This window comes from Massilia sp. R2A-15, assembly GCF_030704305.1.
In the GTDB taxonomy this organism is placed as follows: domain Bacteria; phylum Pseudomonadota; class Gammaproteobacteria; order Burkholderiales; family Burkholderiaceae_D; genus JAFCUW01.
Genome location: NZ_CP131935.1, coordinates 238,559 through 264,867, shown reverse-complemented (window position 1 = coordinate 264,867; position 26,309 = coordinate 238,559). Strand labels below are relative to the sequence as shown.

The following is a 26,309-nucleotide window of genomic DNA, read 5'->3' as shown; positions in this document are numbered from 1 at the left end:
CTAGAGAATGACACCATGAACACCACCACCAAGGCGCCGGCCGCGAAACGCACCGAGCCGAGCGCCGCCCGCGCCGAGAACCCCTTCCTCGACGGCGACCTGTACAAAAGGACCCGCGAGTACTCCCCGCGCGAAGCGATGTTCTCCAAGGAGATGAAGGCCATCAACGAGCGCGGCGCGGGCAAGCGCAACCGCGATCCGCTGCAGGCGCCGTCGCTCAAGCCGCTGCTCGGGATGGTGAAGAAAGGCCTGTCGCTCAAGGACATGTTCGGCCAGATCATTGCAGGCAACGACAAAGGCCTGTGGGAACCGTGGCTGACCGCCTTCGGCTTCGAGATCCGTTCGGTGAACTATGCGCCGACCGGCAAACGCAACGCCGTCATCGCGCTCGACCTGGGCATCGGCTCCAAGGCCAATGCGCTGTTCGCCAAGGAAGGCGTGCCGAACTGGCGCAGCCTGGTGGTCGAGGATTGCGCCGAACTGAAAATCCGCCACGCGACGGAAAAGACGCCGTTCGAGGCGTGCGCGGTCTTTTACCTGGACAAATAATGATTCCGAAAAAACCGGACGCGGCGCGGCTGGACAAGATTGTCGCGGACGCGCGCCGCGCCGCCGACACGCGCGAACAGGGCTACCGCGAGCGGTCGCTGAAGATGTATCCGTGGATTTGCGGGCGCTGCATGCGCGAGTTCACGCATGCGAATGTCAGCCAGCTGACGGTGCATCACCGCGACCACAATCACAACAACAACCCGCCCGACGGCAGCAACTGGGAGCTGTTGTGCCTGTACTGCCACGACAACGAGCACTCGCGCTATCTGGAAGCCGATCGCGGCGCCGGGCTGCAGGCGCCGGAGATGCAGGCGGCGACGCACAATCCGTTTGCGGGGTTGGCGGGGCTGATCAAGAAGAAAGAGTAACCGGGCTTGTCGTACCTGCGCAGGCAGGTACCCATGCTGAGCGAAGAGAATAGCGAGATCGAATTCAGTATGGGTACCTGCCTTCGCAGGTACGACAGTCTCAGGCGTTAGCGGCCCACGCGTTCGAGCTTGGCCACAGACAGATCCAGCACCTTCATGCCGGCGCGGCCGAAATTGATCTGCGCGCGCGCATTGCCGCCACTGCCTTCAATGTTGACGATGACGCCTTCGCCGAACTTGGAGTGCGCCACCGATTCGCCGATGCGCCAGCCCGGCCCCGCCTGCTTCTGCGTGATCTGCTGGGCGATCTTGTTGTCCGATCCGCCCGCGCTGAACTTCGCGTCGTCCCAGGCCGATTTCTTGTTGCCGAACCAGTGCGACTGCACCCGTGGCGACATCCACTTGAGCGACTCTTCCGGCAGCTCGTCGAAGAAGCGCGACTTCATGTTGTAGCGCGTCTGCCCATGCAGCATGCGCGACTGCGTGAAGCTCATGTACAGCCGCTTCTTGGCGCGCGTGATCGCCACGTACATCAGGCGCCGTTCTTCATCGACGCCATCGAGCTCGCGCGAGCTGCTCTCGTGCGGGAACAGGCCCTCTTCCAGGCCGGTGATGAACACCGCGTCGAATTCGAGGCCCTTGGCCGAGTGCACCGTCATCAGCTGCACCGAGTCCTGGCCGGCCTGCGCCTGAGCGTCGCCCGCTTCCAGCGACGCGTGCGACAGGAACGCCGACAGCGGCGACATCACTGTCGGCAGCGGCGCGTCGGCGTCGAGGATCTCGATGCCGTCCTGGCTGACGATCGCCTCGCCCACCTGCGCCTGCGCGCGCGGGCCCAGGTGCGCTGGCGCGCCCTGGCCGAAGCCTTCTTCCTGCACGAACTGGGTCGCCGCGTTGACCATCTGCTCGAGGTTCTCGATGCGGTCGGCGCCTTCCTTCTCGTTGGCGTAATGCGTCAGCAGGCCGCTCGCTTCCAGCACCACGCGCACCATCTCGGGCAGCGGCAGTTGCTGGGTCTCGAAGCGCGCACCTTCGATCAGCTTGACGAAGGAGCCCAGCGACGAACCGGACTTGCCGGTCACGTAAGGCACCGCCGCATACAGCGAGATGCCGTACTGCTCGGCCGCCGCCTGCAGCGTCTCGATCGAGCGCATGCCGATGCCGCGCGTCGGGAAGTTCACCACGCGCAGGAAGGCCTGGTCGTTGTTCGGATTATCCATCAGCTGCAGATAGGCGATCGCGTGCTTGACCTCGGCGCGCTGGAAGTAGCGCTGGCCGCCGTACACGGTGTACGGCAGGCCGGCCGCGAACAGCGCGTGCTCGATCACGCGCGACTGCGCGTTGGAGCGGTACAGGATGGCGATCTCGCTGCGCGCGGCGCCGTCGGCGACCAGGCTCTTGATCTCTTCGATCAGCCATTGCGCTTCTTCCAGGTCCGACGAGGCTTCGTAGATGCGCACCTGCTCGCCGTGGCCGGCGTCAGTGCGCAGGTTCTTGCCCAGGCGCTTGCTGTTGTTGGCGATCAGGTGGTTGGCGCTGTCGAGGATGTGGCCGTGCGAGCGGTAATTCTGCTCCAGCTTGATCAGGTTCTCGACGCGGAACTCGCGCTCGAACGCGGTCATGTTGCCGACGTTGGCGCCGCGGAAGGCGTAGATGCTCTGGTCGTCGTCGCCCACGGCGAACAGCGCGCCGCCGAACTGCTCGCCGTGGCCGGCCAGCAGCTTGAGCAAGCCGTATTGCAGGTCGTTGGTGTCCTGGAACTCGTCGACCAGGATGTGCTTGAAGCGCGCCTGGTAATGCTCGCGCAGCGGCTGGTTACGCTGCAGCAGTTCGAACGAGCGCAGCAGCAGCTCGGCGAAATCGACCACGCCTTCGCGCTGGCATTGCTGGTCGTACAATTCGTACAGCTCGACCATCTTGCGCTCGATCGGATCGTAGGCCTCGACCTTGTTGGCGCGCAGTCCGTTGTCCTTCGCGTTGTTGATGAAGTACATCAGGTTCTTGGCCGGATATTTTTCATCGTCGACGTTGTTCGCCTTGAGCAGGCGCTTGATCATCGACAGCTGATCCTGCGAGTCCATGATCTGGAACGCCTGCGGCAGCGCGGCGTCGCGGTAGTGCGTGCGCAGGAAGCGGTTGCACAGGCCGTGGAAGGTGCCGATCCACATGCCGCGCGTGGACACCGGCAGCATCGCCGACAATCGCGTCAGCATCTCCTTCGCCGCCTTGTTGGTAAACGTCACCGCCATGATGCCGGCCGGCGAGACCTGGCCGGTCTGGATCAGCCACGCGATGCGGGTGGTCAGCACGCGCGTCTTGCCCGAGCCGGCGCCCGCCAGAATCAGGGCGCTTTGCTGCGGCAGGGTGACGGCGGCGAGTTGTTCGGGATTGAGGTTGTGGAGGAGATTCTGCATCCCGCCATTATACCGGCAGGGTGCAGCGCGCCGCTGCCGCTATTTCGCCGTGGCAGGCTGCGTTTCCTCGGTAACAAGCATGCCAAGTTCGCAAGGCTTGTCGCCGGGGCCCTGGATTTTCACGGCCGCATTCTCGCCCAGGCGGGTGATCAGCACCGGGTGCGATTCCTTGCCGTCGGCGCAGCGCACGCTGCCGTCGAGCTTGACCGTGCCGGCGCCGGCGGGCGTCACCGTGAACGACGCGGACATTTTCTCGTCGGCCTCGCCGATGCTTACTTTGAACGCTTCGGATTCGCGCACGATCAGGCGCGGCGATGAGGTGCTGTTCGGGGTCGTCATGGTCATGGCGACCGTGTAGATTTTTGGGTCGGCTGCGTGGGCGGCACCGGCCAGCATCGCTGCGAGCAGAAAGATCTTTTTCATGTTGGCTCCTTCATCTGACTAAAAATGGGGTCAGGTCCGCAGGACCAGACCCCGGCATGCGGCTTTCGCGGGTGGGGGTCTAGTCCCGCGGAGCGACGGGGACGCCGAGTCCCCATCTTCGATTTACCAGACGCGGCACCGCTTCACGGCCACCATCGGCTGTCCCGGCTTGCAGGAGAACGCCTTCTCGAACTCCGGCATGTTGACCACCAGCCCGTTCACGCGGAACTTGCCCGGCGAATGAGGATCGGTCATCGCGTTGACGCGCAGGTTCTCCGGCCGGTCGTTCTCGCACGCCCACTGCGCGTAGCCGACGAAGAAGCGCTGCTCCTGCGTCAGCCCGTCGCGCGGCCCCGCTGCCTGCTGCGGCATGCTCGCCATCTGGGTCTTCCACGCCATCCAGCCGAGGATCAGGCCACCGAGGTCGGCGACGTCCTCGCCCAGGGTCAGCTTGCTGTTGATCTTGACGTCATCGACCACCACGTACTTCGCGTACTGATCAACGATGCACTGGGCGCGATCGTTGAACTCCTTGGCGTCCTTCTTGGTCCACCAATCCTTCAGGTTGCCCTGCGCGTCGAACTGGCGCCCCTCGTCGTCGAAGGCGTGCGTCAACTCGTGGCCGATGGTGCCGCCGGTATTGCCGTAGCCTGGCGCGTCGTCCATCTTTGGGTCGTACAGCGGCGGCTGCAGCACGCCGGCCGGGAAGTTGATGTCGTTCATCTGCGGGTTGTAATAGGCATTGACCGTCGGCGGCGTCATGCTCCACTCCTTGCGATCGAGCGGCTTGCCGATCTTCGCCAGCTGGCGGCGCGCCTCGAACGTGGTGCCGCGTTCGACGTTGCCGGCGAAGTCGTCACGCTTGACGACGTAGGCGCTGTAGTCGCGCCACTGGTCGGGATAGCCGATCTTGTTGACGATCGTGTGCAGCTTTTCCTGCGCGCGCTTCTTGGTCTCGGGGCTCATCCAGGTCAGCGACTCGATGTCCTTTTCCATCGCGTCCTCGACCTGCTTGGTCATGTGCAGCGCCTTCTCCTTCAGCTCCGGGCTGAACGCGCGGCTGACGAATTCCTGGCCCAGCGCTTCGCCCAGCTGGGCGTCCACCAGCGTCACGCAGCGCTTCCAGCGCGGCTTCTGCTCCTTCACGCCGCGCAGGGTGCGGCTGAAGAAATCGAAGTGCTCGTTGTCGAAATTGGACGACAGGGCCGGCGCCATCGAGCGCGCGACGTGCCAGCGCAGGTAGGTCTTGATGGTGGCCATGTCGTTGCCGCGCCACTGCTTGCCCAGCTCCTTGTAGAACTTCGGTTCGGTGACGTTGAAGGTGTTCAGGCTGCCCTCGCCGATTGCGGCCAGGTAGGCGTGCCAGTCGAAGCCGGGCGTGAGCGCCTGCAGGGACTTCGCGTTCATCTTGTGATACAGCTTGTACGGATCGCGCTTGTCGACGCGCGACAGCGAGGCCTTGGCCAGCGCGGTCTCGATGCGCATCACGGTGGCCGCGGAGCGTTTGGCCTGGTCCGCGGGTTCGCCCAGCAGCTCGAACATCTTGCCGATGTGGGCGACGTACTTGGTGCGGATCTCGGCCGACTTGGCGTCGGTCTTGAGGTAGGAGTCGCGGTCCGGCAGCCCAAGGCCGCCGCCGTTGGCAAACGCGATCACCTGCGAGGAATTGCCGAAGTCCTGGTTCGAGCCGAAGCCGAAGAACAGGCCTTCGTCGGCCAGCGCCAGGTGCAGGCGCGCCAGCACGGCCGGCAGGTCGCGCACCGAGCGCATGCCGTCGATCTGGTCGAAATACGGTTTCAGGGGAGCGGCGCCGCGCGCCTCGATGGCTTTTTCATCCATGCAGGCGGCGAAGTAGTCGCCGGTCTTCTGCTGGGTGGCGCTGCGGCCTTCGGTCTTCTTCGCCAAGCCGTCGAGGATGCCCCACAGGTAGCGCTGGTTATCCTGGGTCAGCTTGCCGTACACCGACCAGCGGGCCTGGTCGGCCGGGATCGGATTGTTCTTCATCCAGCCGCCGCAGGCGTACTGGTAGAAATCGACGCAGGGGTCGGCCGTCTTGTCCATCGCCGTTACGTCCAGGCCCGGGGTGTAGGGAAAGCTCGACACCGGCTGGTCGGACTGGGCGGCGGCCTGCGGGATTATCCCCGCCATGCCGAGTGAAAGAAGGATGGGGGCAAGCTGGCGCATCGGCGTTCACTCCAAATCGTCCATGCTGCCATAGTTCATTTGACAACGCAACGCCGAGCCGGTGGCGGGGTCTGGTCCTGCGGAGCGACGGGGACGCCGAGTCCCCATTTTTCATGCGCCGGCTGTGACATCCAACATGGGGTCAGGTCCGCAGGACCAGACCCCTCCCTTCGATTTATGCTGCAGGTGCGGGAGCAGCCAGGCCCTTCGCCATCGCGTCCTTGATCAGCGCGCGCGTGGCCTGTTCGGCGGCGCGCGCTTCGATTTCCATCTGCTTGCCCAGCACGTTCATCTGCTTGCCCAGCGCGTCCATCGGCTTGCTCGCTTCGTGCATCTGCATGCTGATGTCGTGCATCGGCTGCTGCGCGCGGCCCATCTGCTCGCCCTGCTGCCCCATCTGGCGCCCCAGTTCGCGCATCTGCACGCCCAGGTCGTCCATCTGGCGGCGCAGGCTGGCGCGCTGTTCGGCATTGGCGTCCTCCATCTTGCGTCCCAGCTTCTCCATCTGCCGCGCGAGCCGCTGCTGCTCGCGCGCGAGCTTGTCGAGCTTGCGCTCGGCGTCGCGGTCGCCGCGGACCTGCTCCATCTGGCGCCCCAACCCTTCCATCTTCTTGCCGTGCTGTTCCATCTCGCGGCCGTAGCCTTCCATCTCGGCGCCGAGCCGGTCCACCGGCGCCCAGGCCTCGGCCACCTTGGCCACCACGCCGGCGTCGCGCACCACGTAGGCCTTGCCGTCGTCGTGGCGGAACCACAGGAACTCGCCGGGGATCGCGCGCTTGGCCGCTTCGATGTCCTTCCAGTCGGCGCGGTCACCGCTGCCACTGGTGCCGTCGCGGCCGGGACGCACCAGCGCGTAGGGCTGGCTGCCGCCGCCGCGGATGGCGATGTGGCCGGTCTTTGCCGGCGCAGTTTCAGCGTGCGCTGCCAGGCCGCCAAAAGCTGCCGCCACGGCGAGGATCGACAAAGTCAGTTTCAGGTTTCGCATGGAGTCCTCCGAAGGTCGATTGGAATGTGCCAAGCGTAGGCGCGCACCGGGCGGCCAGCCAGCGCGGTGCGATGGACGGCAGAATTGGAGGAGTGGAACGTCGAAGATGGGGTCAGGTCCGCAGGACCAGACCCCGTATATGCATGGTCAGTAGATGACCACGGAGCGGATCGATTCGCCCGCCTTCATCAAATCGAAGCCCTCGTTGATGCGCTCGAGCGGCAGGCGATGGGTGATCAAATCGTCGATGTTGATCTTGCCTTCCATGTACCAGTCGACGATCTTCGGCACGTCGGTGCGGCCGCGCGCGCCGCCGAACGCGGAGCCTTTCCACACGCGCCCCGTCACCAGCTGGAACGGCCGCGTCGAGATCTCCGCCCCGCCCGGCGCAACGCCGATGATGATCGACTGGCCCCAGCCCTTGTGGCAGCATTCGAGCGACTGGCGCATCGTCGCGGTGTTGCCGATGCACTCGAAGCTGTAGTCGGCGCCGCCGTCGGTGATGCCGATGATCTCGTCGACCACGTTCTCCGACGTGGTCGGGTTGATGAAATGGGTCAGGCCGAACTTGCGCGCCATCGCTTCGCGCGCCGGGTTGATGTCCACCCCGATGATCTTGTCGGCGCCGACCATGCGCGCAGCCTGGATCACGTTCAGGCCGATTCCGCCGAGCCCGAACACGACGACGTTGGCGCCCGCTTCCACCTTGGCCGTGAACAGCACCGCGCCCACGCCGGTGGTGACGCCGCAGCCGATGTAGCAGATCTTGTCGAACGGCGCGTCCGAGCGCACCTTGGCCAGCGCGATCTCCGGCACCACGATGTAGTTCGAGAAGGTCGAGGTTCCCATGTAGTGGTAGATTTTCCTGCCGCCGGCCGAGAAGCGGCTGGTGGCGTCGGGCATCAGCCCGCGGCCCTGGGTGGCGCGGATCGCCTGGCAAAGGTTGGTCTTTTGCGACAGGCAGAATTTGCACTGGCGGCATTCCGGCGTGTAGAGCGGAATGACGTGATCGTCCTTGCGCAGGCTCTTGACGCCCGGCCCGACGTCCACCACGACCCCGGCGCCCTCATGCCCGAGGATGGCGGGGAACAAGCCTTCCGGGTCGGCCCCGGACAAGGTGAAGTAATCGGTGTGGCAAATGCCGGTGGCCTTGATCTCGACCAGCACTTCGCCTTCCTTCGGCCCTTCGAGATCGACTTCTTCGACCGTCAGGGGGTGACCCGCTTTCCACGCAATGGCTGCCTTGGTTTTCATGATGCTCCTGTGCCTGAAGGGATAGGGAGCCATCATATCAAAGCCGGCGGCGCGGCCGCGCAATCAGGCCGGCTGCAGCCGCTCTTCCCACAACGCGTGGACCTGGCTGGTCAGCCGCAGCGGCACCAGCGGCTTGGGAATCACGCCGATCGCGCCGGCGGCCATGTAGCGCTCGATATCGTCGGGCGTCGTCAGGCCGGTGACGAACAGCGCTGGCGTGTCGGCCAGGTGCGGCAGGGAGCGCAGCAGCGCCAGCGTTTCGAGGCCGTCGAGCTCGGGCATCATCACGTCGAGCAGGATCAGGTCGGGACCAAAGCTCTCGGCGGCGATCAGCGCTTCGTGGCCGGAACCGCAGGCACGCACGTTGAACTTGCCGATCACCTCGAGCACCAGCGTGGCCGTGGTGCGCACGTGCAGGTCGTCTTCGACGTAGAGGATCGATTTGAGGGCGGGGTCGGACATGTCAGTCTCCGGCGAAGGTTGGATTGGAAATGCCGAGCATGCGCGCAATCGTCGTCCACAGGCGGCGCGGTTGCGTCCATGGCTTCGGCAGGTAGGCGCCGGCCTGGCCGCGCCACACCGGCTCGCTGGCCGAGTAGACCAGCAGCGGAATGGCGGCCAGCGCCGGCAGCAGTTCGGCGGCGTCGCCATCTGGCAGCTGGTGATCGATCACCACGGCCGAAAATATCTGGCGCTTGAGCAGCTCGCGCGCGGCGGCCAGCGTCGGCACGTGCGTCACGCGCGCTTCAGGCGTGAGCAGGATGGACAGCGCCAGCGCGGCCGCCTGGTCCCGGTCGATGTGCAGCACGTGCGGCGCGCCGGCGGGCGCCTCGTTCAGGACGCGGGCGGCCCCAACGTCGTCGGCGGCGCGCGGGGCGGGCAGGCGGATCGATTGCGCGTGCTGCCTTGCCGCGCTGCCGGCCGGCGCGTGGCCGGGCCAGTGTTTTGGGGATGGTAAAGCCGCTGTCATCGCGACCTCCTTCAATGAACCGATACGATTGACTACGGACGCCGGCCGCGCGAAGGCAACGGTGGGGTCATCCGAAAGGGGAAATCGGCGGAGCGGGGCCGAGCGTGCTGCTGTCGGCCGCAGGGAGAAGGCGGCGCTGGGAGACGGCAATCGAAGGTGCGGGATCGCCGTTAATTACTTTACAAGAAGCAATAATACTTAACGGCAAGTGTACCGCATTTGCGGGCCGCTTGCCATGAATTTTGGCTATGCCGTCATTAGTGTGGCGCAAATGGGGACAGGTCCACCGGTCCGGATCCCGGCCCCCTCGCCAACCCTATTTCGACTTCAGCCGGCTGGCGAAGCCCGCGTGCAGGCTGTTGAGCACCTCTTCGGCCGCCAGCAGCTGGTCGGCCACTTCGTTGATCTTGCGCCGGCTCGAGCGCGCATGGTCGCGCAGCACTTCGAACGCGGTGTTGCGGTCGGCCTGGAAGCGCCCCATCAGCAAGCCCACGGCCAGGCTGGTTTCGCGCCCCGCCGCCAGCGCCGCGTTCAGGTTGGCCTCGGTGCGGCGCAGCTGGCGGATCTCGTCGGCGCGCGCCAGGCCCGATTCGAAGGCGGCCATCAGCCGCGCCGCGTCCACCGGCTTGACGACGAAGCCGACCGCGCCGGAACTGGCGGCCTGCCTGGCCGATTCGGCGTCGCCGCTGGCCGACAGGAACATGAACGGCACGGCGGTATTCTCGTGCAGGTGGCGCGCCAGTTCGAGGCCGGACATGCCGGGCATGGTGATATCGAGCAGCGCCATGTCCGGTTCGCGCGCCTCGACCTTGCGGATCGCTTCGGCCGCCGAGGCCGCGGTGGTCGTCTCGTAGCCGGCGTGGCCAAGCACCTCGCTGAGGAATTCAAGCAGCAGCGCGTCGTCGTCGACCAGCAGGACCAGCCGCTTGGCGTTGGAGGATGAGTTCATTGTCGGGGAATCCGTCGAAGTCCAAGTGCGGCCGATTATACCTTGGTTCGCGGCGGAATCATGCTTCATGTCCAGGACATCGGGCGCTCCGGATTCGCATTAAAATGACGCCATGATTTCAGACGACAAAGCCAACCAGGTTGCCGACGAACTGCTCGCGCAGGTGCGCTCCCAGCGGCCGCAGGAACCTGTGCTGCTGTTCTACCGTTCGCCGCAACTGATGGCGCTCGAACCGGCCCTGCGCGCCGAAGTGCTGCGCCACGCCCAGCGCCTGCTGCGCACCGACCCGAAAGTCATCTTGGCGCTGCTGCTCTACTGGGGCGCGGTGATCGCCTGCCTGCTGGCTTGGGACGGCGCCCACGCCGCCACGCTGGCCATCGCCGCGCTGGCGCCGGTGCTGCTGGTGCGCAGCCTGCTGGTGCGCGGCACCGCGCGCCGGCTGGCCGCCGAGCTGCTGTCGCGCGGCTGAAAAAGCGCCCGTGCCGCGGCGCATGCGATGCCCCGGTCATCTATAATGGCTGTTTTCGCCACAAACACGCGCACACACCATGGAATTAGCCAAGTCTTTCGAGCCAGCCGACATTGAACAGTTCTGGCGCACCGAGTGGGAACAGCGCGGCTACTTCGCCGCCAGCACCGACGCCGACAAGCCATCGTTCAGCATCCAGCTGCCGCCGCCGAACGTCACCGGCACGCTGCACATGGGGCACGCATTCAACCAGACCATCATGGATGGCCTGACCCGCTACTACCGCATGCGCGGCCACAACACCGCCTGGATCCCGGGCACCGACCACGCCGGCATCGCGACCCAGATCGTGGTGGAGCGCCAGCTCGACGCGCAGAAAGTCTCGCGCCACGACCTCGGACGCGACAAGTTTATCGAGAAGGTGTGGGAGTGGAAGGAAAAGTCGGGCAACACCATCACCGGCCAGATGCGCCGCCTGGGCGCCTCGGCCGACTGGGCGCGCGAATATTTCACGATGGACGAGCCGCGCTCGAAGGTTGTCACCGAAGTGTTCGTGCGCCTGTTCGAACAAGGCCTGATCTACCGCGGCAAGCGCCTGGTCAACTGGGACCCGGTGCTGGGCACCGCGGTGTCGGACCTGGAAGTGGCGCAGGAAGAAGAAGACGGCTTCATGTGGTACATCCGCTACCCGTTCGCCGACGGCAGCGGCCACGTCACCGTCGCCACCACCCGTCCTGAAACGCTGCTCGGCGACGTCGCCGTGGCGGTCGATCCGACCGACGAGCGCTACACGGCGCTGGTCGGCAAGATGCTCAAGCTGCCGCTGACCGGGCGCGAGATCCCGCTGATCGCCGACGAATACGCCGACAAGGAATTCGGCACCGGCTGCGTGAAGATCACGCCGGCCCACGACTTCAACGACTACGCGGTCGGCCAGCGCAACAAGCTGCCGATGATCTGCGTGCTCACGCTCGACGCGAAGATCAGCGACGAGGCGCCGGAAGCCTACCGCGGCATGGACCGCTTCGCCGCGCGCAAGCAGATCGTCGCCGACCTCGACGCGGCCGGCCTGCTGCAGGAAGTCAAGCCGCACAAGCTGCAAGTGCCGCGCGGCGACCGCACCGGCGTCGTCATCGAGCCGATGCTGACCGACCAGTGGTTCGTCGCCATGAGCAAACCTGCGCCGGAAGGCACCTACTTCCCCGGCAAGTCGATCGCCGAAGTGGCGCTGGAAAAAGTGGCAGACGGCGAGATCAAGTTCGTCCCTGAAAACTGGAGCACCACCTACAACCAGTGGCTGGCCAACATCCAGGACTGGTGCGTGTCCCGCCAGCTGTGGTGGGGCCACCGCATCCCGGCCTGGTACGACGACGCCGGCAACATCATCGTCGCGCGCTCCGAAGAGGAAGCGCAGGCCAAGGCCAAAGCGCTCGGCGTCACGGGCGCGCTGCGCCGCGACGACGACGTGCTCGACACCTGGTTCTCGTCGGCGCTGGTGCCGTTTTCGACCATGGGCTGGCCCGAAGAGACGCCGGACATGAAGATGTTCCTGCCCTCGTCGGTGCTGGTGACCGGCTTCGACATCATCTTCTTCTGGGTCGCCCGGATGGTGATGATGACCACCCACTTCACCGGCCAGGTGCCGTTCGAGACCGTGTACGTGCACGGCCTGGTGCGCGATTCGCAGGGCCAGAAGATGTCCAAGTCGAAGGGCAACACGCTCGACCCGATCGACCTGATCGACGGCATCGACCTCGAGTCGCTGGTCGCCAAGCGTACCACCGGCCTGATGAACCCGAAGGACGCGGCCAAGATCGAAAAGGCCACGCGCAAGGAATTCCCGAGCGGGATCGCCGCCTACGGCACCGACGCGGTGCGCTTCACGATGGCCAGCTACGCCTCGCTGGGCCGCTCGATCAACTTCGACCTGGGCCGCGCCGAAGGCTACCGCAACTTCTGCAACAAGCTGTGGAACGCGACCCGCTTCGTGCTGATGAACACCGAGGGCCATGACTGCGGCGCCAGCGACGCCGACCTGTCGCAGGCCGACCGCTGGATCCTGTCGCTGCTGCAGCGCGCCGAGCAGGATGTGGCGAAGGGCTTCGAGGACTACCGCTTCGACAACATCGCCGCGACGATCTACAAGTTCGTGTGGGACGAGTACTGCGACTGGTACCTGGAAGTGGCCAAGGTGCAGGTCCAGCACGGCACCGAAGGCCAGCAGAAGGCCACCCGCAACACGCTCTTGCGCGTGCTCGAAGTGGTGCTGCGCATGGCCCATCCAATCATCCCGTTCGTCACCGAAGCGCTGTGGCAGACCGTCGCGCCGCTGGCCGGCAGGACGCTCAAGGCCGACGGCGACTCGATCATGATGCAGTCGTATCCGATCGCCGATCCGGCGCTGATCGACGAAGGCGCGGAAAGCTGGATGGCGCAACTGAAGCTGCTGGTGGACGCCACGCGCAACCTGCGCGGCGAGATGCAGATTTCGCCGTCGGTGCGGGTGCCGCTGATCGTCGAGCCGGGCGACGCCGGCGCCAAGGCGCAGCTGGCCGCGTTCGCGCCGTACGTGCAGTCGCTGGGCAAGCTGTCGGAAGTGCAGATCGTCGATGCGCTGCCGGAGTCGCCGGCCGCGGTGTCGATCGTCGGCACCACCAAGCTGATGCTCAAGGTCGAGATCGACGTCGCCGCCGAGCGCGAGCGCCTGTCGAAGGAGATCGCGCGGATCGACGCGGAGATCGCCAAGGTCAACGGCAAGCTGGGCAACGAGAGTTTCGTGGCGCGTGCGCCGGCGGCCGTGGTGGCGCAGGAAAACGAGCGCCTGGTGAACTTCTCGGCGACGATCGCCAAGCTGCGCGAGCAGTTTGCCAAGCTGGGGTAAGCGTGAAGATGGGGACTAGGCGTCCCCGTCGCTCCGCAGGACCAGCCCCCTTCCCTTCGGTCCGCGGCAGTGGCATATCGGGGTCTGGTCCTGCGGACCTGACCCCATTTTTTTGCGTGCCGCGATGGCTTCGTGTTGAGCCGCGGCCCAACACCTGGGGTCAGGTCCGCCGGACCTGACCCCGACGTTGACGCTGCTGTCCGCAATCCACGTTACTTCGCGTAGCGCGCCAGGTGCCGGTCCAGCTGATTGGCAAAATTCTGCCGGTCCGCGTTCCCGTACGGCGCCGGCCCGCCCGTGTCCACGCCGCCGCTCCGCAATTCTTCCATGAACGCGCGCATCGTCAGCATCTGCGCGATATTGTCGTTGGTGTAAAACTCCCCGCGCGGGTTAAGCGCGAAACCGCCCTTCTCCAGCACCTGGCTGGCCAGCGGAATGTCGGCCGTCACCACCAGGTCGCCCGCCGACACCAGCCGCACGATCTCCTGGTCGGCCACGTCCATCCCTCCCGGCACCTGCACCGCGCGGATGAAGCGCGAACCCGGCACTCGCAGCAACTGGTTCGCCACCAGCGTCAAATTGAGCTGCAATCGCTCGGCCACCCGGTACAGAATCTCCTTGCACACGATTGGGCAGGCGTCGCCATCCACGAAAATTTGCATCATGTTATTGTTCACTCAGCATCTTGTGTAATTGTTAAATGAGTGTGGCCAATTTGCTCAAAATCTCTTGCAAATAGGAAAAACCCCGCGAGCTGTGTTATCTTTGGCCAACTGCACTAGACTGGGTGCAAGCCATTGTTTCATGGAGCAAGGCGCAGCCTTGAAGCCGCTATGATCCTTCTACGGTGTTTTTCGTTCCTGATCGGCAGCCTGATCGTGGCGGGAGCCCCATTTTTCCTGTTGCCGGAAGCGCCGCAACGGCCCCGCGACTTTACCGCCGTGCTGCTGGGCTGCACCGTCATCGCCCTGTGTGCATCGGGCTTCCTGCTGGTCGGCGTCGCCGGCAACCACATGAAGCGCTCGCTGCCCACCCGCATCGTGGGCGCCGTGCTGCTCGCCGTTCCCATGGTCGGCAGCATCGCTGTGCTGACGCTCGACGATCTGCCGGAAGACGTCTGGGTCGTCGCCCCGCTGTTCTGCTGCGCGCTGTTCCTGTTCCTCGGCTTTGTTTATCCGGGCCGCCGGCGCCGCCAGTCCCGATCGCTGCGTCCGCGCGACCCGGCCGCCACCATCATCAACGACGCCGCCGCCTAGTCCGGCACGCGGTCCCACAAATCACCGGTCAGGCTGGTGCGCGGCGGCGCCACGCCGAAGTGCGCGTACGCCAGCGCCGTGGCGATCCGTCCGCGCGGCGTGCGCTGCAAATAGCCCTGCTGGATCAGGTAGGGTTCGAGCACGTCTTCGATGGTGTCACTCTCCTCGCCGATCGCCGCGGCCAGGTTGCCCACGCCCACCGGCCCGCCGCCAAACTTGAACAGCACGGCTTCCAGTAATTTCCGATCCATCACGTCGAAGCCGACCGCATCGACGTCGAGCATCGCCAGCGCGGCGTCGGCCATGACCTTGGTGATCTCGCCGGTGCCCTTCACTTCCGCGTAGTCGCGCACGCGGCGCAGCAGGCGGTTGGCGATGCGCGGAGTGCCGCGCGCGCGCAGCGCGATCTCGCGCGCGCCGTCGTCGGCGATCGGCGCGCCCAGCAGCGCGGCGCTGCGGGTGACGATGCGCGCCAGCTCCTGCGCGTTGTAGAACTCCAGGCGCGCGACAATGCCGAAGCGGTCGCGCAGCGGATTGGTCAGCATGCCGGCGCGGGTGGTGGCGCCCACCAGCGTGAACGGCTGCAGGTCGATCTTGACCGAGCGCGCGGCCGGCCCTTCGCCGATCATCAGGTCGATCTGGTAGTCTTCCAGCGCCGGGTACAGGATCTCCTCGACCACCGGCGACAGGCGATGGATTTCGTCGATGAACAGCACATCGTTCGCTTCCAGATTGGTCAGGATCGCCGCCAGGTCGCCCGGGCGCTCGAGCACCGGCCCGGAAGTCTGGCGCAGGTTCACGCCCATCTCGCGCGCGATGATGTGCGCCAGCGTGGTCTTGCCCAGGCCGGGAGGGCCGAACAGCAGGGTGTGGTCGAGCGCTTCCTTGCGCTTCCTCGCGGCCGAAATGAAGATCTCGAGCTGGCTGCGGATCTTTTCCTGGCCGACGTATTCGTCGAGCTGCTTGGGGCGCAGCGCGCGCTCGATCGCCTCCTCGTTGGGCGAGGCCGGCGTGGGCGCGATGATACGCTGCTCGCTGAAATCGTCGGTCTGGATACTCATGGCTTACGCTTTCGACAGCGCTTTGAGCGCGAACTTGATGCCATCGGAGACACTGCTGCCGGCGGGCATATTCTTGATCGCCACCAGCGCTTCCTTGTCAGAATACCCCAACGCCAGCAGCGCGTTGAGGATATCGGACTTCGAATCGTGCTGCACGCCGCCGCCCGCCGCGCCGATGTCGGCGCCCAGCTTGCCCTTCAGTTCGAGCAGCAGGCGCTCGGCGGTCTTCTTGCCGATGCCGGGCACTTTGACCAGGCGTCCGGCTTCCTGCAAGGTCACGGCCTGGGCCAGGTCGGCGATCGACATGCCCGACAGGATGCCCAGAGCGGTGCGGGCGCCGACGCCGGTGATCTTGATCAGCTGGCGGAACACCGCGCGCTCCTCAGCATTGCCGAAGCCGAACAGCAGGTGCGCATCCTCGCGGATCGCCTGGTGGGTAAACAGCACCACCTTCTCGCCCAGCGACGGCAGGTTGTAATAGGTGCTCATCGGCACATCGACTTCGTAGCCGACGCCATTGCAGTCGACCAGCAACTGCGGGGGATTTTTTTCGAGCAGGATTCCGGAAATGCGACCGATCATCGAGAGCCTTCGAGAGAATTAATCAGACGAGCCGGCCGCGCTTCATGCGCAGCCCGCCCAATGCCGGCGCCAGCGCGCCGAGCAGCGCCAGCGCGTCGTGGCTGTTGGCGTGGCAGATGGCAACGCCCAGCGCGTCGGCCGCGTCGCTGCCGGGCAGGCCGGGCAGCACCAGCAGGCGCGACACCATGTCCTGCACCTGCTCCTTGGCGGCCTTGCCGGTGCCGACCACGGCCTGCTTGATCTGGGTCGGGCTGTACTCGGCCACGTCGAGATCGGCGCCGACCAGCGCGGTGATCGCCGCGCCGCGCGCCTGGCCCAGCAGCAGGGTCGAGTGCGGATTGACGTTGACGAACACCTTTTCGATGGCCGCGCAGTCGGGCTGGTAGGTGCGGACGATCTCGGCGATGCCGCCCCAGATGACCTTCAGGCGCGGCGGCAACGCGCCCTCGCCCCCGGTCTTGATGGTGCCGGAAGCGATGTAACGCAGCTTGTTGCCCTGCTTTTCGATCACCCCGAAGCCGGTGGTGCGCAGGCCGGGGTCGATGCCAAGAATAATCATGCCAGCATGTTATACCGGCTGGCACGGTCCGTGGGGAAATACTGTGTAAAAACACAGCATTTATGCGAGATCTCGCATAATATGCGGAAGGGGCCTGGTCCTGCGGACCTAGCCCCATTTTCGAGCAGGCCAGTTCAAGTTGGGGTCAGGTCCGCAGGACCAGACCCCGGCCGCGGTGGATCAGTGGCGGAAGTGGCGCGTGCCGGTGTACAGCATCACCACGCCGCGCTCGTCGGCCGCGTCGATCACTTCCTGGTCGCGCATCGAGCCGCCCGGATGGATCACGCAGCTCGCGCCGGCGTCCACCACCACGTCAAGGCCGTCGCGGAACGGGAAGAACGCGTCCGACGCCACCGCCGAACCGGCCAGCGACAGGCCGGCGTTCTGCGCCTTGATCGAGGCGATGCGGGCCGAGTCGATGCGGCTCATCTGCCCCGCGCCCACGCCCAGCGTCATGCCGTTGGCGCAGAATACGATCGCGTTCGATTTGACGAACTTGGCCACGCGCCACGCGAACATCAGATCCTGCAACTGCTGCTGGGTCGGCTGCTTCTTGCTGACCACGCGCACGTCGCCCAATCCCACATTCTTGAAGTCGGGCGCCTGCACCAGCAGGCCGCCGCCGACGCGCTTGACGTCGAAGGCGTTATGCCCCTCGCCCAGCGGGATTTCCAGCAGCCGCACGTTCTGCTTGGCCGCCATGATCTGCAGCGCTTCCGGCGTGAACGCCGGCGCGATCAGCACTTCGACGAACAGCTTGGCGACCGCTTCGGCCGTCTTGCCGTCCACCGGCACGTTGAAGGCGATGATGCCGCCGAAGGCCGAGGTCGGATCGGTCTGCAGCGCGCGCGAATACGCTTCGTGCGCGTCGGCGCCGATCGCCACGCCGCACGGGTTGGCGTGCTTGACGATCACGCAGCCGGCCGCGCCTTCGCCGCCCAGCGTCTTGACGCATTCCCACGCCGCGTCGGCGTCGGCGATGTTGTTGTACGACAGCTCCTTGCCCTGCAGCTGCTTGTAGGCGGCCAGCGAACCGGCCACCGGCGCCAGGTCGCGGTAGAACGCGGCCGACTGGTGCGGATTTTCGCCGTAGCGCATGTCCTGCACCTTTTCGACCGTGATGTTGAGCGTCTGCGGATACGCAGCGCGCGTCGCGTGGGCCTTGTCGGCGCCCAGGCTGGTCAGGTAGTTGGTGATCGCACCGTCGTACTGCGCGGTGTGGGCGAACACTTTTTTCGCCAGCATGAACTTGGTGTCGTAGCTGACCGCGCCGGCGCCGCCGCCGATGCCCTTCATCTCCGCCAGCACCATGCCGTAGTCGGCCGGGTCGCACACCACCACCACGTCGCGGTGGTTCTTGGCCGCCGAGCGCAGCATGGTCGGGCCGCCGATGTCGATGTTCTCGATCGCGTCTTCCAGCGAGCAGTCGTCCTTCGCCACGGTCTGCTGGAACGGGTACAGGTTCACCACCACCATGTCGATGGTCGGAATCGCGTGCTCCTGCAGCTTGGCCACGTGCTCGGGAAAATCGCGCCGCGCCAGGATGCCGCCGTGCACCTTAGGATGCAGGGTCTTGACGCGGCCATCGAGCATTTCCGGGAAGCCCGTGTAGTCGGCCACTTCGGTGACCGCCACGCCGTTATCGGCCAGCAGTTTCGCGGTGCCGCCGGTGGACAGGATGTTGACGCCCATGGCGGAAAGCGCGCGCGCGAAATCCAGCACGCCGGTCTTGTCGGAAACGGAGATGAGAGCTTGTGTGATCATGGGGTGGCCCGTTGATGGTGGAAATTCGGTGATGCGGCCCGCGCGAGCGTGGCGCGCGCGGACCGCGCCACCACCCGGCGCCGGCAGGTTTACAGCAGTCCGTGCTCTTGCAGCTTCTTGCGCAAGGTGTTGCGATTGATGCCCAGCATTTGCGCCGCGTGCGACTGGTTGCCTTCGGCGCGCAGCATCACCACCTCGAGGATGGGCTTCTCGACGGTGAGCACCACCATGTCGTAGATATTCGACGCCTGCTGCTCGCCCAGGTCGTTGAAATACTCTTCAAGACTCTTCTGGACAACTTCCTGGATACTTTCTTTGCTCATTTTCTCTACTTGATCCGGCTGATTAGTTGTTATATCGCCGCTGCTCTTGGGGCAGCGTTCGTCCCGTTTTCTTCTTCTAGATCCGGCCTTTGGTCACGCGGCCATGGCCTCAACGGCCGCGCTGGCGGGCCGGTATTGTAACCGCTCGCCGAAATCTGCCTGCATTTGGAAGAACTGGTCGACGGCGGCCAGTTGCTCCGCGGTCGATTCGAGCAGGTTCATGCGGCGGCGGAACTGTTCGCCACCGTCGAGCTCGCGCACATACCAGCCGATGTGCTTGCGCGCCGTGCGCACGCCGAGAAACTCGCCGTAGAAGGCGTAGTGCGCTTCCAGGTGCTCGTGCATCAGGCCGCGCACTTCCTCCACCAGCGGCGCCGGCAGGTGCGTGCCGGTTTGCAGGAAATGGTCGATCTCGCGGCAGATCCACGGACGCCCCTGGGCGGCGCGGCCGATCATCACGGCGTCGGCGCCGGTGAAGGCCAGCACGTCGCGCGCCTTTTCCGGCGTGGTGATGTCGCCATTGGCCACCACCGGGATCTTCACGGCGGCCTTGACCGCGGCGATGGTGTCGTATTCGGCGTCGCCCGAGTAGCCGTCGGCGCGGGTGCGGCCGTGCAGCGTCAGCATCTGGATGCCGGCCTGCTCGGCCAGGCGCGCGATGCGCAGCGCATTCTTGTTCTCGCGGTTCCAGCCGGTGCGAAATTTCAGCGTGACGGGCACGTCGACCGCGCCGACCACGGCGTCGAGGATCTTCGCCACCAGGTCTTCGTGCTGCAGCAGGGCCGAGCCGCACCAGCTGTTGCAGACCTTCTTGACCGGGCAGCCCATGTTGATGTCGATGATCTGGGCGCCCCGCTCGACGTTGAATTTTGCACAGTCGGCCAGGTCCTGCGGATCGGCGCCGGCGATCTGCACCGCCTTCGGCTCCATTTCGCCGGAATGGTCGGTGCGGCGCGAACTCTTTTCGGTCGCCCACAGGCGCGGATTCGACGCCGCCATCTCCGACACGGCATAGCCCGCGCCCAGCTGCTTGCACAGCTGGCGGAATGGACGATCCGTGACGCCCGCCATCGGGGCGACGAACACGTTGTTACGCAGGAGATGAGGGCCGATTTGCACTGTAGCTAAATTGGAAACGATTACAGAGCCAGCTATTTTACCCGAGGACTGCTCAAATAATAAGCACTAATTTGTTACAGTCAGGATAATTCGTCGAGCGCGCGGGGCGCCAGGTGGGCCACCTCGCCCCAGCTTTGCAGCTGCAGTTTGCCGGCGGCGAACTCGAAGCGGTTGATGCTGGCATTGAGTACGGGGAAGTTGCGCGGGGTCTCGAGCGGCAGGCCGAGCGCGGCGCGGTAGGCGCATTCGAGCACGCCGCCGTGGGCGACGATGGCGATCGACTGGCCCGGGTGCGCTTCCGCCCAGGACAGGATGGCGCCGACCGAGCGCGCATAAAACTGGCGGAAGCTTTCGGCCTGGCGGGCGCCGTGCGGCATCAGCGCGTCAATGTCGCGCGCCTGCCAGGCCGCGAATTCACGCGGGAAGCGCTGTTCGATCTCGGCGTACAACAAGCCTTCGAAGCCGCCGTAGCAGCGTTCGCGCAGGGCGGCGTCCTGGCGCACCGGCAGGCGGCGCGCGCCCGCGACGGCCTGCGCGGTTTGCAGCGCGCGCTGCAGGTCGCTGGCGATGACGGCGTCGAGCCGCTCGCCGGCCAGCGCCGCCGCCAGCGCCTCGGCCTGGCGCTGCCCTTCGCCGTTCAGGGCGATGTCGATGTGGCCCTGCAGGCGGCGTTCGGCGTTCCAGGCGGTTTCGCCGTGGCGGATCAGGATAATGTTGGTGGAAGACATGGGCGCCATGATACCAGCGCCGCCCGCAACCCCGGGGTCTGGTCCTGCGGACCTGACCCCATCTTGATTTCGCCACGCGCCGGCAGGAAGGCACAAATGGGGTCAGGTCCGCAGGACCAGACCCCGGAGACTCACTTGGCCACGGCTTCGGCGACTTCGGGATTGAGCGAGTACACGCCGAACACCTGCGCTTCGTCGAGAATGTGGCCGCGCATCGCCATGCGCGCTTCGGCCCCGGTAAAACGCCCGTCCAGCGGAAACTGGGGAATGTCCAGCGCGTACAGGCAGAACAGGTAGGCGTGCAGGCGCAGGTCGTTCCACGGCGGACAAGGACCGTCGTAGCCGTAATAGTCGCCCGCCATCGCGGGATCATTGGCGAACCATGCGGTGTAGTCGTTGACGCCCTGGCGCAGCTGGTGCTCGGTGCCGTTCTTGATGGCGAACGGCACCAGCGGACCGGATTTCCCGTGCGGCGTGACGGTATCGGAGAGCTTGCCCTCGGCCAGCGACTTGAGCGCCACCGGGATGTCGACCAGGGTCCAGTGATAGAAGTCGCCGCGCGGCAGCTCCTCGGCCACCACCCTGCCCTCCTGGTTGACGTCGGCGCCGGACAAGGGCGCGTCGACATCGCGGCAGAACAGCGCCAGCGACTGGGTGCCGGGCGGCACCTCGTCCCAGGCCAGGTGCGGATTGCGGTTGCGCGACAGGCGCACGTGCGCGGCAGGGTCGATCAGCGCGAACGCGCATTCGGGCGGGATGACGCCGCCTTCGATAAACGAATCACTCCACAGTTTCATTGCAGCCTCCCCCGCCCCTGTATATGACAGCGGCAGGGGCGCGCAGGTTCAACTCGCGCGCGCCGCCGGAGCGACTTGCAGCCAGAAAGTGACCGGGCCGTCGTTCGTGAGCGACACTTGCATGTCGGCGCCGAACTGGCCGGTGGCTACCGTAGCATGATGCGCGCGCGCCCGGCGCACAAAATGCTCGAACAGGCGCAGGCCGTCCTGCGGGCTGGCGGCCGGCGAAAACGACGGCCGCGTGCCGGAATTGGTGTCGGCCGCCAGCGTGAACTGCGGCACCAGCAGCAATCCGCCGGCCGTGTCGGCGACGCTGCGGTTCATCTTGCCGGCCTCGTCGCTGAACACGCGGTAGGCCAGCAGCTTGGCCAGCAGCGCATCGGCTTCCTTTTCGGTATCGCCCTTCTCCGCGCACACCAGCACCATCAGGCCGGCGTCGATGGCGCCGATGAGCGCGCCGCCGACCACCACGCTGGCGTGGCTGACCCGTTGCAGCAGTGCGATCATGCGGACAGCGTGACGCGGGCGAACTTGCGCTTGCCCACCTGCAGCACGAAGGTGCCGGCGTCGAGTTTCAATGCCTTGTCGCTGATGACCGCGCCGTCGATGCGCACGCCGCCCTGGTCGACCATGCGCATCGCCTCGGAGGTCGAGGCGCACAGGCCGGCCTGCTTGAGCAGCTGCGGCAGGCCCACTGGGGCGCCGGCCAGCGCCAGTTCCGGCACGTCGTCCGGGATGCCGCCCTTCGAGCGGTTGACGAAGTCGGCCAGCGCATCCTCGGCCGCGCGGGCCGAATGGAATCGCGTGACGATTTCCTGCGCCAGCGCCACCTTGGCGTCGCGCGGGTTGGCGCCGCCGTCGATGCGCGCCTTCAGCTCGGCCAGGTCGGCGATCGAGCGGAACGACAGCAGCTCGAAATAGCGCCACATCATGGTGTCGGAAATGCTCATCAGCTTGCCGAACATGGTGTTGGCCGGTTCGGTGATGCCGATGTAGTTGTTCTTGGACTTCGACATCTTCTCGATGCCGTCCAGGCCTTCGAGCAGCGGCATGGTCAGGATGCACTGCTGTTCCTGGCCGTAATCTTTCTGCAGTTCTCTTCCCACCAGCAAATTAAATTTCTGGTCTGTTCCACCTAGCTCAAGGTCTGCCTGCAAAGCGACCGAATCGTAGCCTTGCATCAACGGGTAAAGGAACTCATGGACAGAGATTGGTGTCCCACTCTTGTAGCGCTTGGTGAAATCGTCCCGTTCCATCATCCGCGCCACGGTGTAGCGCGACGAAAGCTCGATCATGCCGCGCGCGCCGAGCGGGTCGGACCACTCGGAGTTGTACCGGATTTCCGTGCGTTCGGCGTCGAGCACCAGCGACGCCTGCTTGAAATACGTCATCGCGTTGATTTCGATCTGCTCGCGCGTGAGCGGCGGGCGCGTGATGTTGCGGCCCGACGGGTCGCCGATCATCGAGGTGAAGTCGCCGATCAGGAAAATCACCTGGTGCCCCAGGTTTTGCAGCTGGCGCATCTTGTTGAGCACCACGGTGTGGCCCAGGTGCAGGTCCGGGGCCGTCGGGTCGAGGCCGAGCTTGATGCGCAGCGGCTTGCCGGTCTGCTCGGAGCGCGCCAGCTTTTGCGCGAATTCGGCTTCGATCAGCAGTTCGTCGACGCCGCGCTTGGTGATGGCGAGCGCTTCCCGCACGGTGTCCGTCAGCAGCGGGGCACTGGCCGGCGCGGCGGCAGCGTTCTTGGAAGGTGCAGGAGAAGTCATGGATACTTTATCAACAGAAAGAAAAAAAGAGAGGCCGGTCGCGGGAGTTTGATATAATGCCCGATCCCATCAACGTTGCCCAATGAAAAGATACGTAACAACAACAAGAAAAAGTAGTCTTCGACTGGAAGTTCAAGCGGCAAATTTTAACTGATTGCATGAACCCTACCCAACAAAACTCAGGCAAAAGCTGGACCGGCCTGCTAGGAACGACGCGAAAGGTGCGCATCATCAGCGCCGGCGCGATCTTTCTTGCAGTCTGCGCATTCGGCGCCGCAGGCGTCGCGCCGCTCGCCCCGGATGCATCCGACCTCCCGGTCAAATCCATCGCGCAAAACCTGGAACTGCCCAACCTGGCGGACCAGATCGCTGCGCTCGACAAAGCTCCCCAGGAATTCATCCACGAAGAACGCGTGCGCGCCGGCGATTCGCTCGCTTCGCTGCTGTCGCGCCTCGGCGTGGACGACCAGGCCGCCGCCAGCTTCATCAAGACCGACAAGGTCGCCAAGGGCGTGATGCAGCTGCGCACCGGCAAGCGCGTGCAGGCCAAGACCGACGACAACGGCCAGCTGCAGTGGCTGCGCGCGACCGTGGTCGACGCCCAGGACATCCCGGTCAAAAGCATTTCGATCACCCGCCAGGACAACAAGTTCATCGCCACCGAGGCCGCGCCAAAACTGGAGCGCCGCGTGGAAATGCGTGCCCGCACGATCACCAATTCGCTGTACTCGGCCACCGATTCGTCGACCGACGGCGGCAAGCTGCCTGACTCGATCGTCGCGCAAATCATCGAGATGTTCTCCACTTCCATCGACTTCCGTTCCGACCTGAAGCGCGGCGACCATTTCAACGTGGTCTACGAAACCTTCTGGCAGGATGGCGAGATGGTGCGCACCGGCCGCATCCTGGCGGGCGAATTCGTCAACCGCGGCGTGACCTACCAGTCGGTATGGTTCGAAGACCCGGCCAGCAAGTCCGGCGGCGGTTACTACACGCTCGACGGCAAGGCGCTGAAAAAATCCTTCCTCAAGTCGCCGCTCGAGTTCTCGCGGATTTCGTCGGGCTTCTCGATGCGAGTGCACCCGATTTCGGGCAACTGGAAAGCGCACAAGGGCATCGACTTCGCCGCGGCGCTGGGCACCCCGATCCGCGCGTCGGGCGACGGCGTGATCGACTTCGAAGGCGTCTCCGGCGGCTACGGCAACATGGTCGTCATCAAGCACTGGGCCAACTACAGCACCGCGTATGCGCACATGAGCCGGTTCGCGCCGGGCTTCCACAAGGGCAGCAAGGTGCGCCAGGGCGACGTGATCGGCTATGTCGGCTCGACCGGCTGGTCGACCGGCGCCCACCTGCACTACGAGTTCCGCGTCGCCAACGAGGCGCGCGATCCGAACACCGTCAACGTGGTGGCGCAAGCGCCGCTGACGGCCGGCGAGATGGCCCATTTCAAGATGGCCGCGGCCGACATGAGCCACCGCTTCGCGCTGCTGCGTCCGGGTGGCGCGGCAGGCACTGCGCTGGCGGCACGCTAAGCTCTATAATCGAGTGGGCGGGAAAAGCGACATGCTTTCCCGCCCATTTTTTTTGCCTGAACAGCAGGGGGTCTGGTCCTGCGGACCTGAGATGTACCGAGTTTGGTGGACATCCAAATAGGGGACAATACGTTCCATGGATACCAAACTCGTAAAATCATCTGAAAACCAGGTCTTTAGCCCGGAGTTCAAGCTCCAAGCGGTTGAACGTCTGAAGCAATGCGATAACGCCGCGGCGCTGGCGCGAGAGCTCGGCGTGCGTCGAAATCAGCTTTATAAATGGGCGAAGCGGGTCGACTTGGTCGGCCCGGACTTGGCGTTTCGACCGCCTGGGCGCCCGCCAGCTGGCGAGGAAGACGAGCTGACTCGGCTTCGCAAGGAGAACCTTCGCCTGGCACTGGAGCTCGAAATTCTAAAAAAAGCCGAGGCGTACTTCATGCGCCGATAGCGCTGAGGTACGCCTTCATTCGCGAGCATGCCGAGATGTATCCGGTCGGGCTGATGTGCCGCTTACTTGGCGTAAGCCGAAGCGGCTACCATGCCTCGCGCTGTCGCCCTATGAGCCCGCGCGATAGCGCGGACATCGCCTTGATTGCGAGGCTTCACGAGATCGACGTGGAACACCGGCGCGCTGCAGGCGTCATCAAGATGTGGCGGGTGCTACGCGCGGAAAAAAATCCATGCGGGCGAAATCGAGTGGCACGTCTACGACGTTGCGCCGGCATTCAGACGCTTCGAACCCAACGACTGCAAAGCAAACCAGCACCGCAACAAAAAGAACCGCCAGCCCCGAATCTGGTGAACCGGAAATTCAAGGTCGCCGTTCCAAACCGCGTGTGGGTGGGCGACATGACGCAAATCACCACGCGGACGGGGATAAGCCATCTGTCGATATTCCTGGATTTGTCCACGCACGCTGTCATTGGCTGGGCGATGGGAACGAGCCAGACCGCCGCCCTGGCCGTGCAGACGATCGAAGCGGCCATGGAGCGATATCGCCCGCCGCCAGGGCTCGTTTGCCACACGGATCAGGGATCGCCTTACGGCTCGAAGAAGTTTCGCGACTACCTCGAGTCGAAGGGCGCAATTGCGAGCATGAGCCGCAAAGGGAACTGTCACGATAACGCGGTTGCGGAGAGCTTCTTCTCGAACCTGAAGAACGAGTTGACGCATCACTTCGTGTATGAAGATCACGCTGCCGCGGTTGCCGCCGTCAAAGATCATATTGAGGTGTACTACAATACAATCCGACTTCATCAATCGCTCGGCTACAAAACGCCGGCGCAGGTCCAGGCGCAGCACATGTGTTGCTAATTAACCTGTCCACCAAACCGGTGCATCTCAGACCTGACCCCAGCCCTTGGGCCGCG

General features: G+C 65.0%; 27 protein-coding genes. 8 read left to right on the top strand and 19 right to left on the bottom strand.

The annotated features are described in order from the left end of the window. Positions 1 to 15 precede the first annotated feature (15 nt). Positions 16 to 549 (top strand): hypothetical protein, encoded by a 534-nt coding sequence (locus Q4S45_RS01205; RefSeq protein WP_305508367.1) that lies wholly within the window; start codon positions 16 to 18, stop codon positions 547 to 549. Next, positions 549 to 920: a YajD family HNH nuclease gene (locus Q4S45_RS01200; protein WP_305508365.1), complete on the top strand. Its 372-nt coding sequence runs from the start codon at positions 549 to 551 to the stop codon at positions 918 to 920. The genes Q4S45_RS01205 and Q4S45_RS01200 overlap by 1 nt, the downstream gene beginning before the upstream one ends. Before the next feature lie 107 nt (positions 921 to 1,027). On the opposite strand, the gene Q4S45_RS01195 is transcribed toward Q4S45_RS01200, so the two are convergent. From Q4S45_RS01195 to Q4S45_RS01160, 8 genes are all read right to left on the bottom strand, one after another. Next, complete coding sequence (locus Q4S45_RS01195; protein WP_305508363.1) at positions 1,028 to 3,334, bottom strand: UvrD-helicase domain-containing protein; 2,307 nt, start codon at positions 3,332 to 3,334, stop codon at positions 1,028 to 1,030. A 39-nt stretch (positions 3,335 to 3,373) separates the two neighbouring features. Continuing rightward, entirely contained in the window at positions 3,374 to 3,757 is a 384-nt protein-coding gene (locus Q4S45_RS01190; RefSeq protein ID WP_305508361.1) for a hypothetical protein, read from the bottom strand. A 123-nt stretch (positions 3,758 to 3,880) separates the two neighbouring features. After that, entirely contained in the window at positions 3,881 to 5,941 is a 2,061-nt protein-coding gene (locus tag Q4S45_RS01185; RefSeq protein ID WP_305508360.1) for a M13 family metallopeptidase, read from the bottom strand. A gap of 175 nt (positions 5,942 to 6,116) precedes the next feature. Further along, a complete protein-coding gene (locus Q4S45_RS01180) occupies positions 6,117 to 6,926 on the bottom strand; it encodes a hypothetical protein (RefSeq protein WP_305508358.1) in 810 nt (269 codons plus the stop codon). Positions 6,927 to 7,073: 147 nt separating this feature from the next. After that, positions 7,074 to 8,180 (bottom strand): S-(hydroxymethyl)glutathione dehydrogenase/class III alcohol dehydrogenase, encoded by a 1,107-nt coding sequence (locus Q4S45_RS01175; RefSeq protein ID WP_305508357.1) that lies wholly within the window; start codon positions 8,178 to 8,180, stop codon positions 7,074 to 7,076. A 63-nt stretch (positions 8,181 to 8,243) separates the two neighbouring features. Further along, on the bottom strand, positions 8,244 to 8,642 hold the full coding sequence (locus tag Q4S45_RS01170; protein WP_305508356.1) for a response regulator: 399 nt from the start codon (positions 8,640 to 8,642) through the stop codon (positions 8,244 to 8,246). Position 8,643: 1 nt separating this feature from the next. Then, positions 8,644 to 9,150 (bottom strand): response regulator, encoded by a 507-nt coding sequence (locus tag Q4S45_RS01165; protein ID WP_305508354.1) that lies wholly within the window; start codon positions 9,148 to 9,150, stop codon positions 8,644 to 8,646. Between the two features lie 316 nt (positions 9,151 to 9,466). Beyond that, positions 9,467 to 10,099, bottom strand: a complete 633-nt coding sequence (locus tag Q4S45_RS01160) for an ANTAR domain-containing response regulator (RefSeq protein ID WP_305508352.1) — start codon at positions 10,097 to 10,099, stop codon at positions 9,467 to 9,469. Positions 10,100 to 10,211: 112 nt separating this feature from the next. Between Q4S45_RS01160 and Q4S45_RS01155 the strand changes: the two genes are divergently transcribed. Continuing rightward, on the top strand, positions 10,212 to 10,568 hold the full coding sequence (locus tag Q4S45_RS01155) for a hypothetical protein (RefSeq protein WP_305508350.1): 357 nt from the start codon (positions 10,212 to 10,214) through the stop codon (positions 10,566 to 10,568). Between the two features lie 79 nt (positions 10,569 to 10,647). Beyond that, entirely contained in the window at positions 10,648 to 13,449 is a 2,802-nt protein-coding gene (locus Q4S45_RS01150; RefSeq protein WP_305508348.1) for a valine--tRNA ligase, read from the top strand. 212 nt (positions 13,450 to 13,661) lie between these two features. Here Q4S45_RS01150 and Q4S45_RS01145 read toward each other — a convergent pair whose 3' ends face one another. Further along, the gene (locus Q4S45_RS01145; RefSeq protein ID WP_305512019.1) at positions 13,662 to 14,111 is read right to left on the bottom strand and encodes a YaiI/YqxD family protein; all 450 of its coding nucleotides are present in this window, start codon (positions 14,109 to 14,111) and stop codon (positions 13,662 to 13,664) included. 171 nt (positions 14,112 to 14,282) lie between these two features. Between Q4S45_RS01145 and Q4S45_RS01140 the strand changes: the two genes are divergently transcribed. After that, entirely contained in the window at positions 14,283 to 14,705 is a 423-nt protein-coding gene (locus tag Q4S45_RS01140) for a hypothetical protein (protein WP_305508347.1), read from the top strand. On the opposite strand, the gene ruvB is transcribed toward Q4S45_RS01140, so the two are convergent. The 10 genes from ruvB to tyrS form a co-directional block, all read right to left on the bottom strand. Further along, positions 14,702 to 15,766 carry a Holliday junction branch migration DNA helicase RuvB gene (ruvB, locus tag Q4S45_RS01135; RefSeq protein ID WP_305508346.1) on the bottom strand — a complete coding sequence of 355 codons (1,065 nt, stop codon included), beginning with the start codon at positions 15,764 to 15,766 and terminating at the stop codon, positions 14,702 to 14,704. The genes Q4S45_RS01140 and ruvB overlap by 4 nt on opposite strands. A gap of 3 nt (positions 15,767 to 15,769) precedes the next feature. Continuing rightward, complete coding sequence (gene ruvA / locus Q4S45_RS01130) at positions 15,770 to 16,348, bottom strand: Holliday junction branch migration protein RuvA (protein WP_305508344.1); 579 nt, start codon at positions 16,346 to 16,348, stop codon at positions 15,770 to 15,772. A 22-nt stretch (positions 16,349 to 16,370) separates the two neighbouring features. After that, entirely contained in the window at positions 16,371 to 16,907 is a 537-nt protein-coding gene (gene ruvC, locus Q4S45_RS01125) for a crossover junction endodeoxyribonuclease RuvC (protein ID WP_305508342.1), read from the bottom strand. Between the two features lie 180 nt (positions 16,908 to 17,087). Continuing rightward, complete coding sequence (gene purH / locus Q4S45_RS01120) at positions 17,088 to 18,671, bottom strand: bifunctional phosphoribosylaminoimidazolecarboxamide formyltransferase/IMP cyclohydrolase (RefSeq protein WP_305508340.1); 1,584 nt, start codon at positions 18,669 to 18,671, stop codon at positions 17,088 to 17,090. Positions 18,672 to 18,760: 89 nt separating this feature from the next. Next, a complete protein-coding gene (locus Q4S45_RS01115; RefSeq protein ID WP_133113302.1) occupies positions 18,761 to 18,994 on the bottom strand; it encodes a helix-turn-helix domain-containing protein in 234 nt (77 codons plus the stop codon). A gap of 93 nt (positions 18,995 to 19,087) precedes the next feature. Further along, entirely contained in the window at positions 19,088 to 20,113 is a 1,026-nt protein-coding gene (gene dusB, locus Q4S45_RS01110) for a tRNA dihydrouridine synthase DusB (protein ID WP_305508337.1), read from the bottom strand. 80 nt (positions 20,114 to 20,193) lie between these two features. After that, a complete protein-coding gene (locus Q4S45_RS01105) occupies positions 20,194 to 20,841 on the bottom strand; it encodes a histidine phosphatase family protein (RefSeq protein WP_305508335.1) in 648 nt (215 codons plus the stop codon). A gap of 131 nt (positions 20,842 to 20,972) precedes the next feature. After that, a complete protein-coding gene (locus Q4S45_RS01100; protein WP_305508333.1) occupies positions 20,973 to 21,638 on the bottom strand; it encodes a YbhB/YbcL family Raf kinase inhibitor-like protein in 666 nt (221 codons plus the stop codon). A gap of 48 nt (positions 21,639 to 21,686) precedes the next feature. Continuing rightward, positions 21,687 to 22,145 (bottom strand): D-aminoacyl-tRNA deacylase, encoded by a 459-nt coding sequence (gene dtd, locus Q4S45_RS01095; protein ID WP_305508331.1) that lies wholly within the window; start codon positions 22,143 to 22,145, stop codon positions 21,687 to 21,689. Then, positions 22,142 to 23,404 (bottom strand): tyrosine--tRNA ligase, encoded by a 1,263-nt coding sequence (gene tyrS, locus Q4S45_RS01090; protein ID WP_305508330.1) that lies wholly within the window; start codon positions 23,402 to 23,404, stop codon positions 22,142 to 22,144. Before tyrS ends, dtd begins: the two co-directional genes overlap by 4 nt. A 158-nt stretch (positions 23,405 to 23,562) precedes the next feature. On the opposite strand from tyrS, the gene Q4S45_RS01085 reads away from it, so the two are divergent. From Q4S45_RS01085 to Q4S45_RS01075, 3 genes are all read left to right on the top strand, one after another. Beyond that, on the top strand, positions 23,563 to 24,939 hold the full coding sequence (locus Q4S45_RS01085; RefSeq protein ID WP_305508328.1) for a M23 family metallopeptidase: 1,377 nt from the start codon (positions 23,563 to 23,565) through the stop codon (positions 24,937 to 24,939). 136 nt (positions 24,940 to 25,075) lie between these two features. Further along, positions 25,076 to 25,387: a transposase gene (locus Q4S45_RS01080; protein ID WP_305505222.1), complete on the top strand. Its 312-nt coding sequence runs from the start codon at positions 25,076 to 25,078 to the stop codon at positions 25,385 to 25,387. After that, positions 25,384 to 26,253, top strand: coding sequence for an IS3 family transposase (locus Q4S45_RS01075; protein ID WP_305512018.1), 870 nt, complete (start codon positions 25,384 to 25,386; stop codon positions 26,251 to 26,253). Before Q4S45_RS01080 ends, Q4S45_RS01075 begins: the two co-directional genes overlap by 4 nt. Positions 26,254 to 26,309 lie beyond the last annotated feature (56 nt).

Bases quoted from the DNA above. Each gene is read 5' to 3' on its own strand.
- Q4S45_RS01205 (WP_305508367.1), top strand. From the start codon at position 16: ATGAACACCACCACCAAGGCGCCGGCCGCGAAACGCACCGAGCCGAGC.
- Q4S45_RS01200 (WP_305508365.1), top strand. From the start codon at position 549: ATGATTCCGAAAAAACCGGACGCGGCGCGGCTGGACAAGATTGTCGCG.
- Q4S45_RS01195 (WP_305508363.1), bottom strand. From the start codon at position 3,334: ATGCAGAATCTCCTCCACAACCTCAATCCCGAACAACTCGCCGCCGTC.
- Q4S45_RS01190 (WP_305508361.1), bottom strand. From the start codon at position 3,757: ATGAAAAAGATCTTTCTGCTCGCAGCGATGCTGGCCGGTGCCGCCCAC.
- Q4S45_RS01185 (WP_305508360.1), bottom strand. From the start codon at position 5,941: ATGCGCCAGCTTGCCCCCATCCTTCTTTCACTCGGCATGGCGGGGATA.
- Q4S45_RS01180 (WP_305508358.1), bottom strand. From the start codon at position 6,926: ATGCGAAACCTGAAACTGACTTTGTCGATCCTCGCCGTGGCGGCAGCT.
- Q4S45_RS01175 (WP_305508357.1), bottom strand. From the start codon at position 8,180: ATGAAAACCAAGGCAGCCATTGCGTGGAAAGCGGGTCACCCCCTGACG.
- Q4S45_RS01170 (WP_305508356.1), bottom strand. From the start codon at position 8,642: ATGTCCGACCCCGCCCTCAAATCGATCCTCTACGTCGAAGACGACCTG.
- Q4S45_RS01165 (WP_305508354.1), bottom strand. From the start codon at position 9,150: ATGACAGCGGCTTTACCATCCCCAAAACACTGGCCCGGCCACGCGCCG.
- Q4S45_RS01160 (WP_305508352.1), bottom strand. From the start codon at position 10,099: ATGAACTCATCCTCCAACGCCAAGCGGCTGGTCCTGCTGGTCGACGAC.
- Q4S45_RS01155 (WP_305508350.1), top strand. From the start codon at position 10,212: ATGATTTCAGACGACAAAGCCAACCAGGTTGCCGACGAACTGCTCGCG.
- Q4S45_RS01150 (WP_305508348.1), top strand. From the start codon at position 10,648: ATGGAATTAGCCAAGTCTTTCGAGCCAGCCGACATTGAACAGTTCTGG.
- Q4S45_RS01145 (WP_305512019.1), bottom strand. From the start codon at position 14,111: ATGCAAATTTTCGTGGATGGCGACGCCTGCCCAATCGTGTGCAAGGAG.
- Q4S45_RS01140 (WP_305508347.1), top strand. From the start codon at position 14,283: ATGATCCTTCTACGGTGTTTTTCGTTCCTGATCGGCAGCCTGATCGTG.
- ruvB (WP_305508346.1), bottom strand. From the start codon at position 15,766: ATGAGTATCCAGACCGACGATTTCAGCGAGCAGCGTATCATCGCGCCC.
- ruvA (WP_305508344.1), bottom strand. From the start codon at position 16,348: ATGATCGGTCGCATTTCCGGAATCCTGCTCGAAAAAAATCCCCCGCAG.
- ruvC (WP_305508342.1), bottom strand. From the start codon at position 16,907: ATGATTATTCTTGGCATCGACCCCGGCCTGCGCACCACCGGCTTCGGG.
- purH (WP_305508340.1), bottom strand. From the start codon at position 18,671: ATGATCACACAAGCTCTCATCTCCGTTTCCGACAAGACCGGCGTGCTG.
- Q4S45_RS01115 (WP_133113302.1), bottom strand. From the start codon at position 18,994: ATGAGCAAAGAAAGTATCCAGGAAGTTGTCCAGAAGAGTCTTGAAGAG.
- Q4S45_RS01105 (WP_305508335.1), bottom strand. From the start codon at position 20,841: ATGTCTTCCACCAACATTATCCTGATCCGCCACGGCGAAACCGCCTGG.
- Q4S45_RS01100 (WP_305508333.1), bottom strand. From the start codon at position 21,638: ATGAAACTGTGGAGTGATTCGTTTATCGAAGGCGGCGTCATCCCGCCC.
- dtd (WP_305508331.1), bottom strand. From the start codon at position 22,145: ATGATCGCACTGCTGCAACGGGTCAGCCACGCCAGCGTGGTGGTCGGC.
- tyrS (WP_305508330.1), bottom strand. From the start codon at position 23,404: ATGACTTCTCCTGCACCTTCCAAGAACGCTGCCGCCGCGCCGGCCAGT.
- Q4S45_RS01085 (WP_305508328.1), top strand. From the start codon at position 23,563: ATGAACCCTACCCAACAAAACTCAGGCAAAAGCTGGACCGGCCTGCTA.
- Q4S45_RS01080 (WP_305505222.1), top strand. From the start codon at position 25,076: ATGGATACCAAACTCGTAAAATCATCTGAAAACCAGGTCTTTAGCCCG.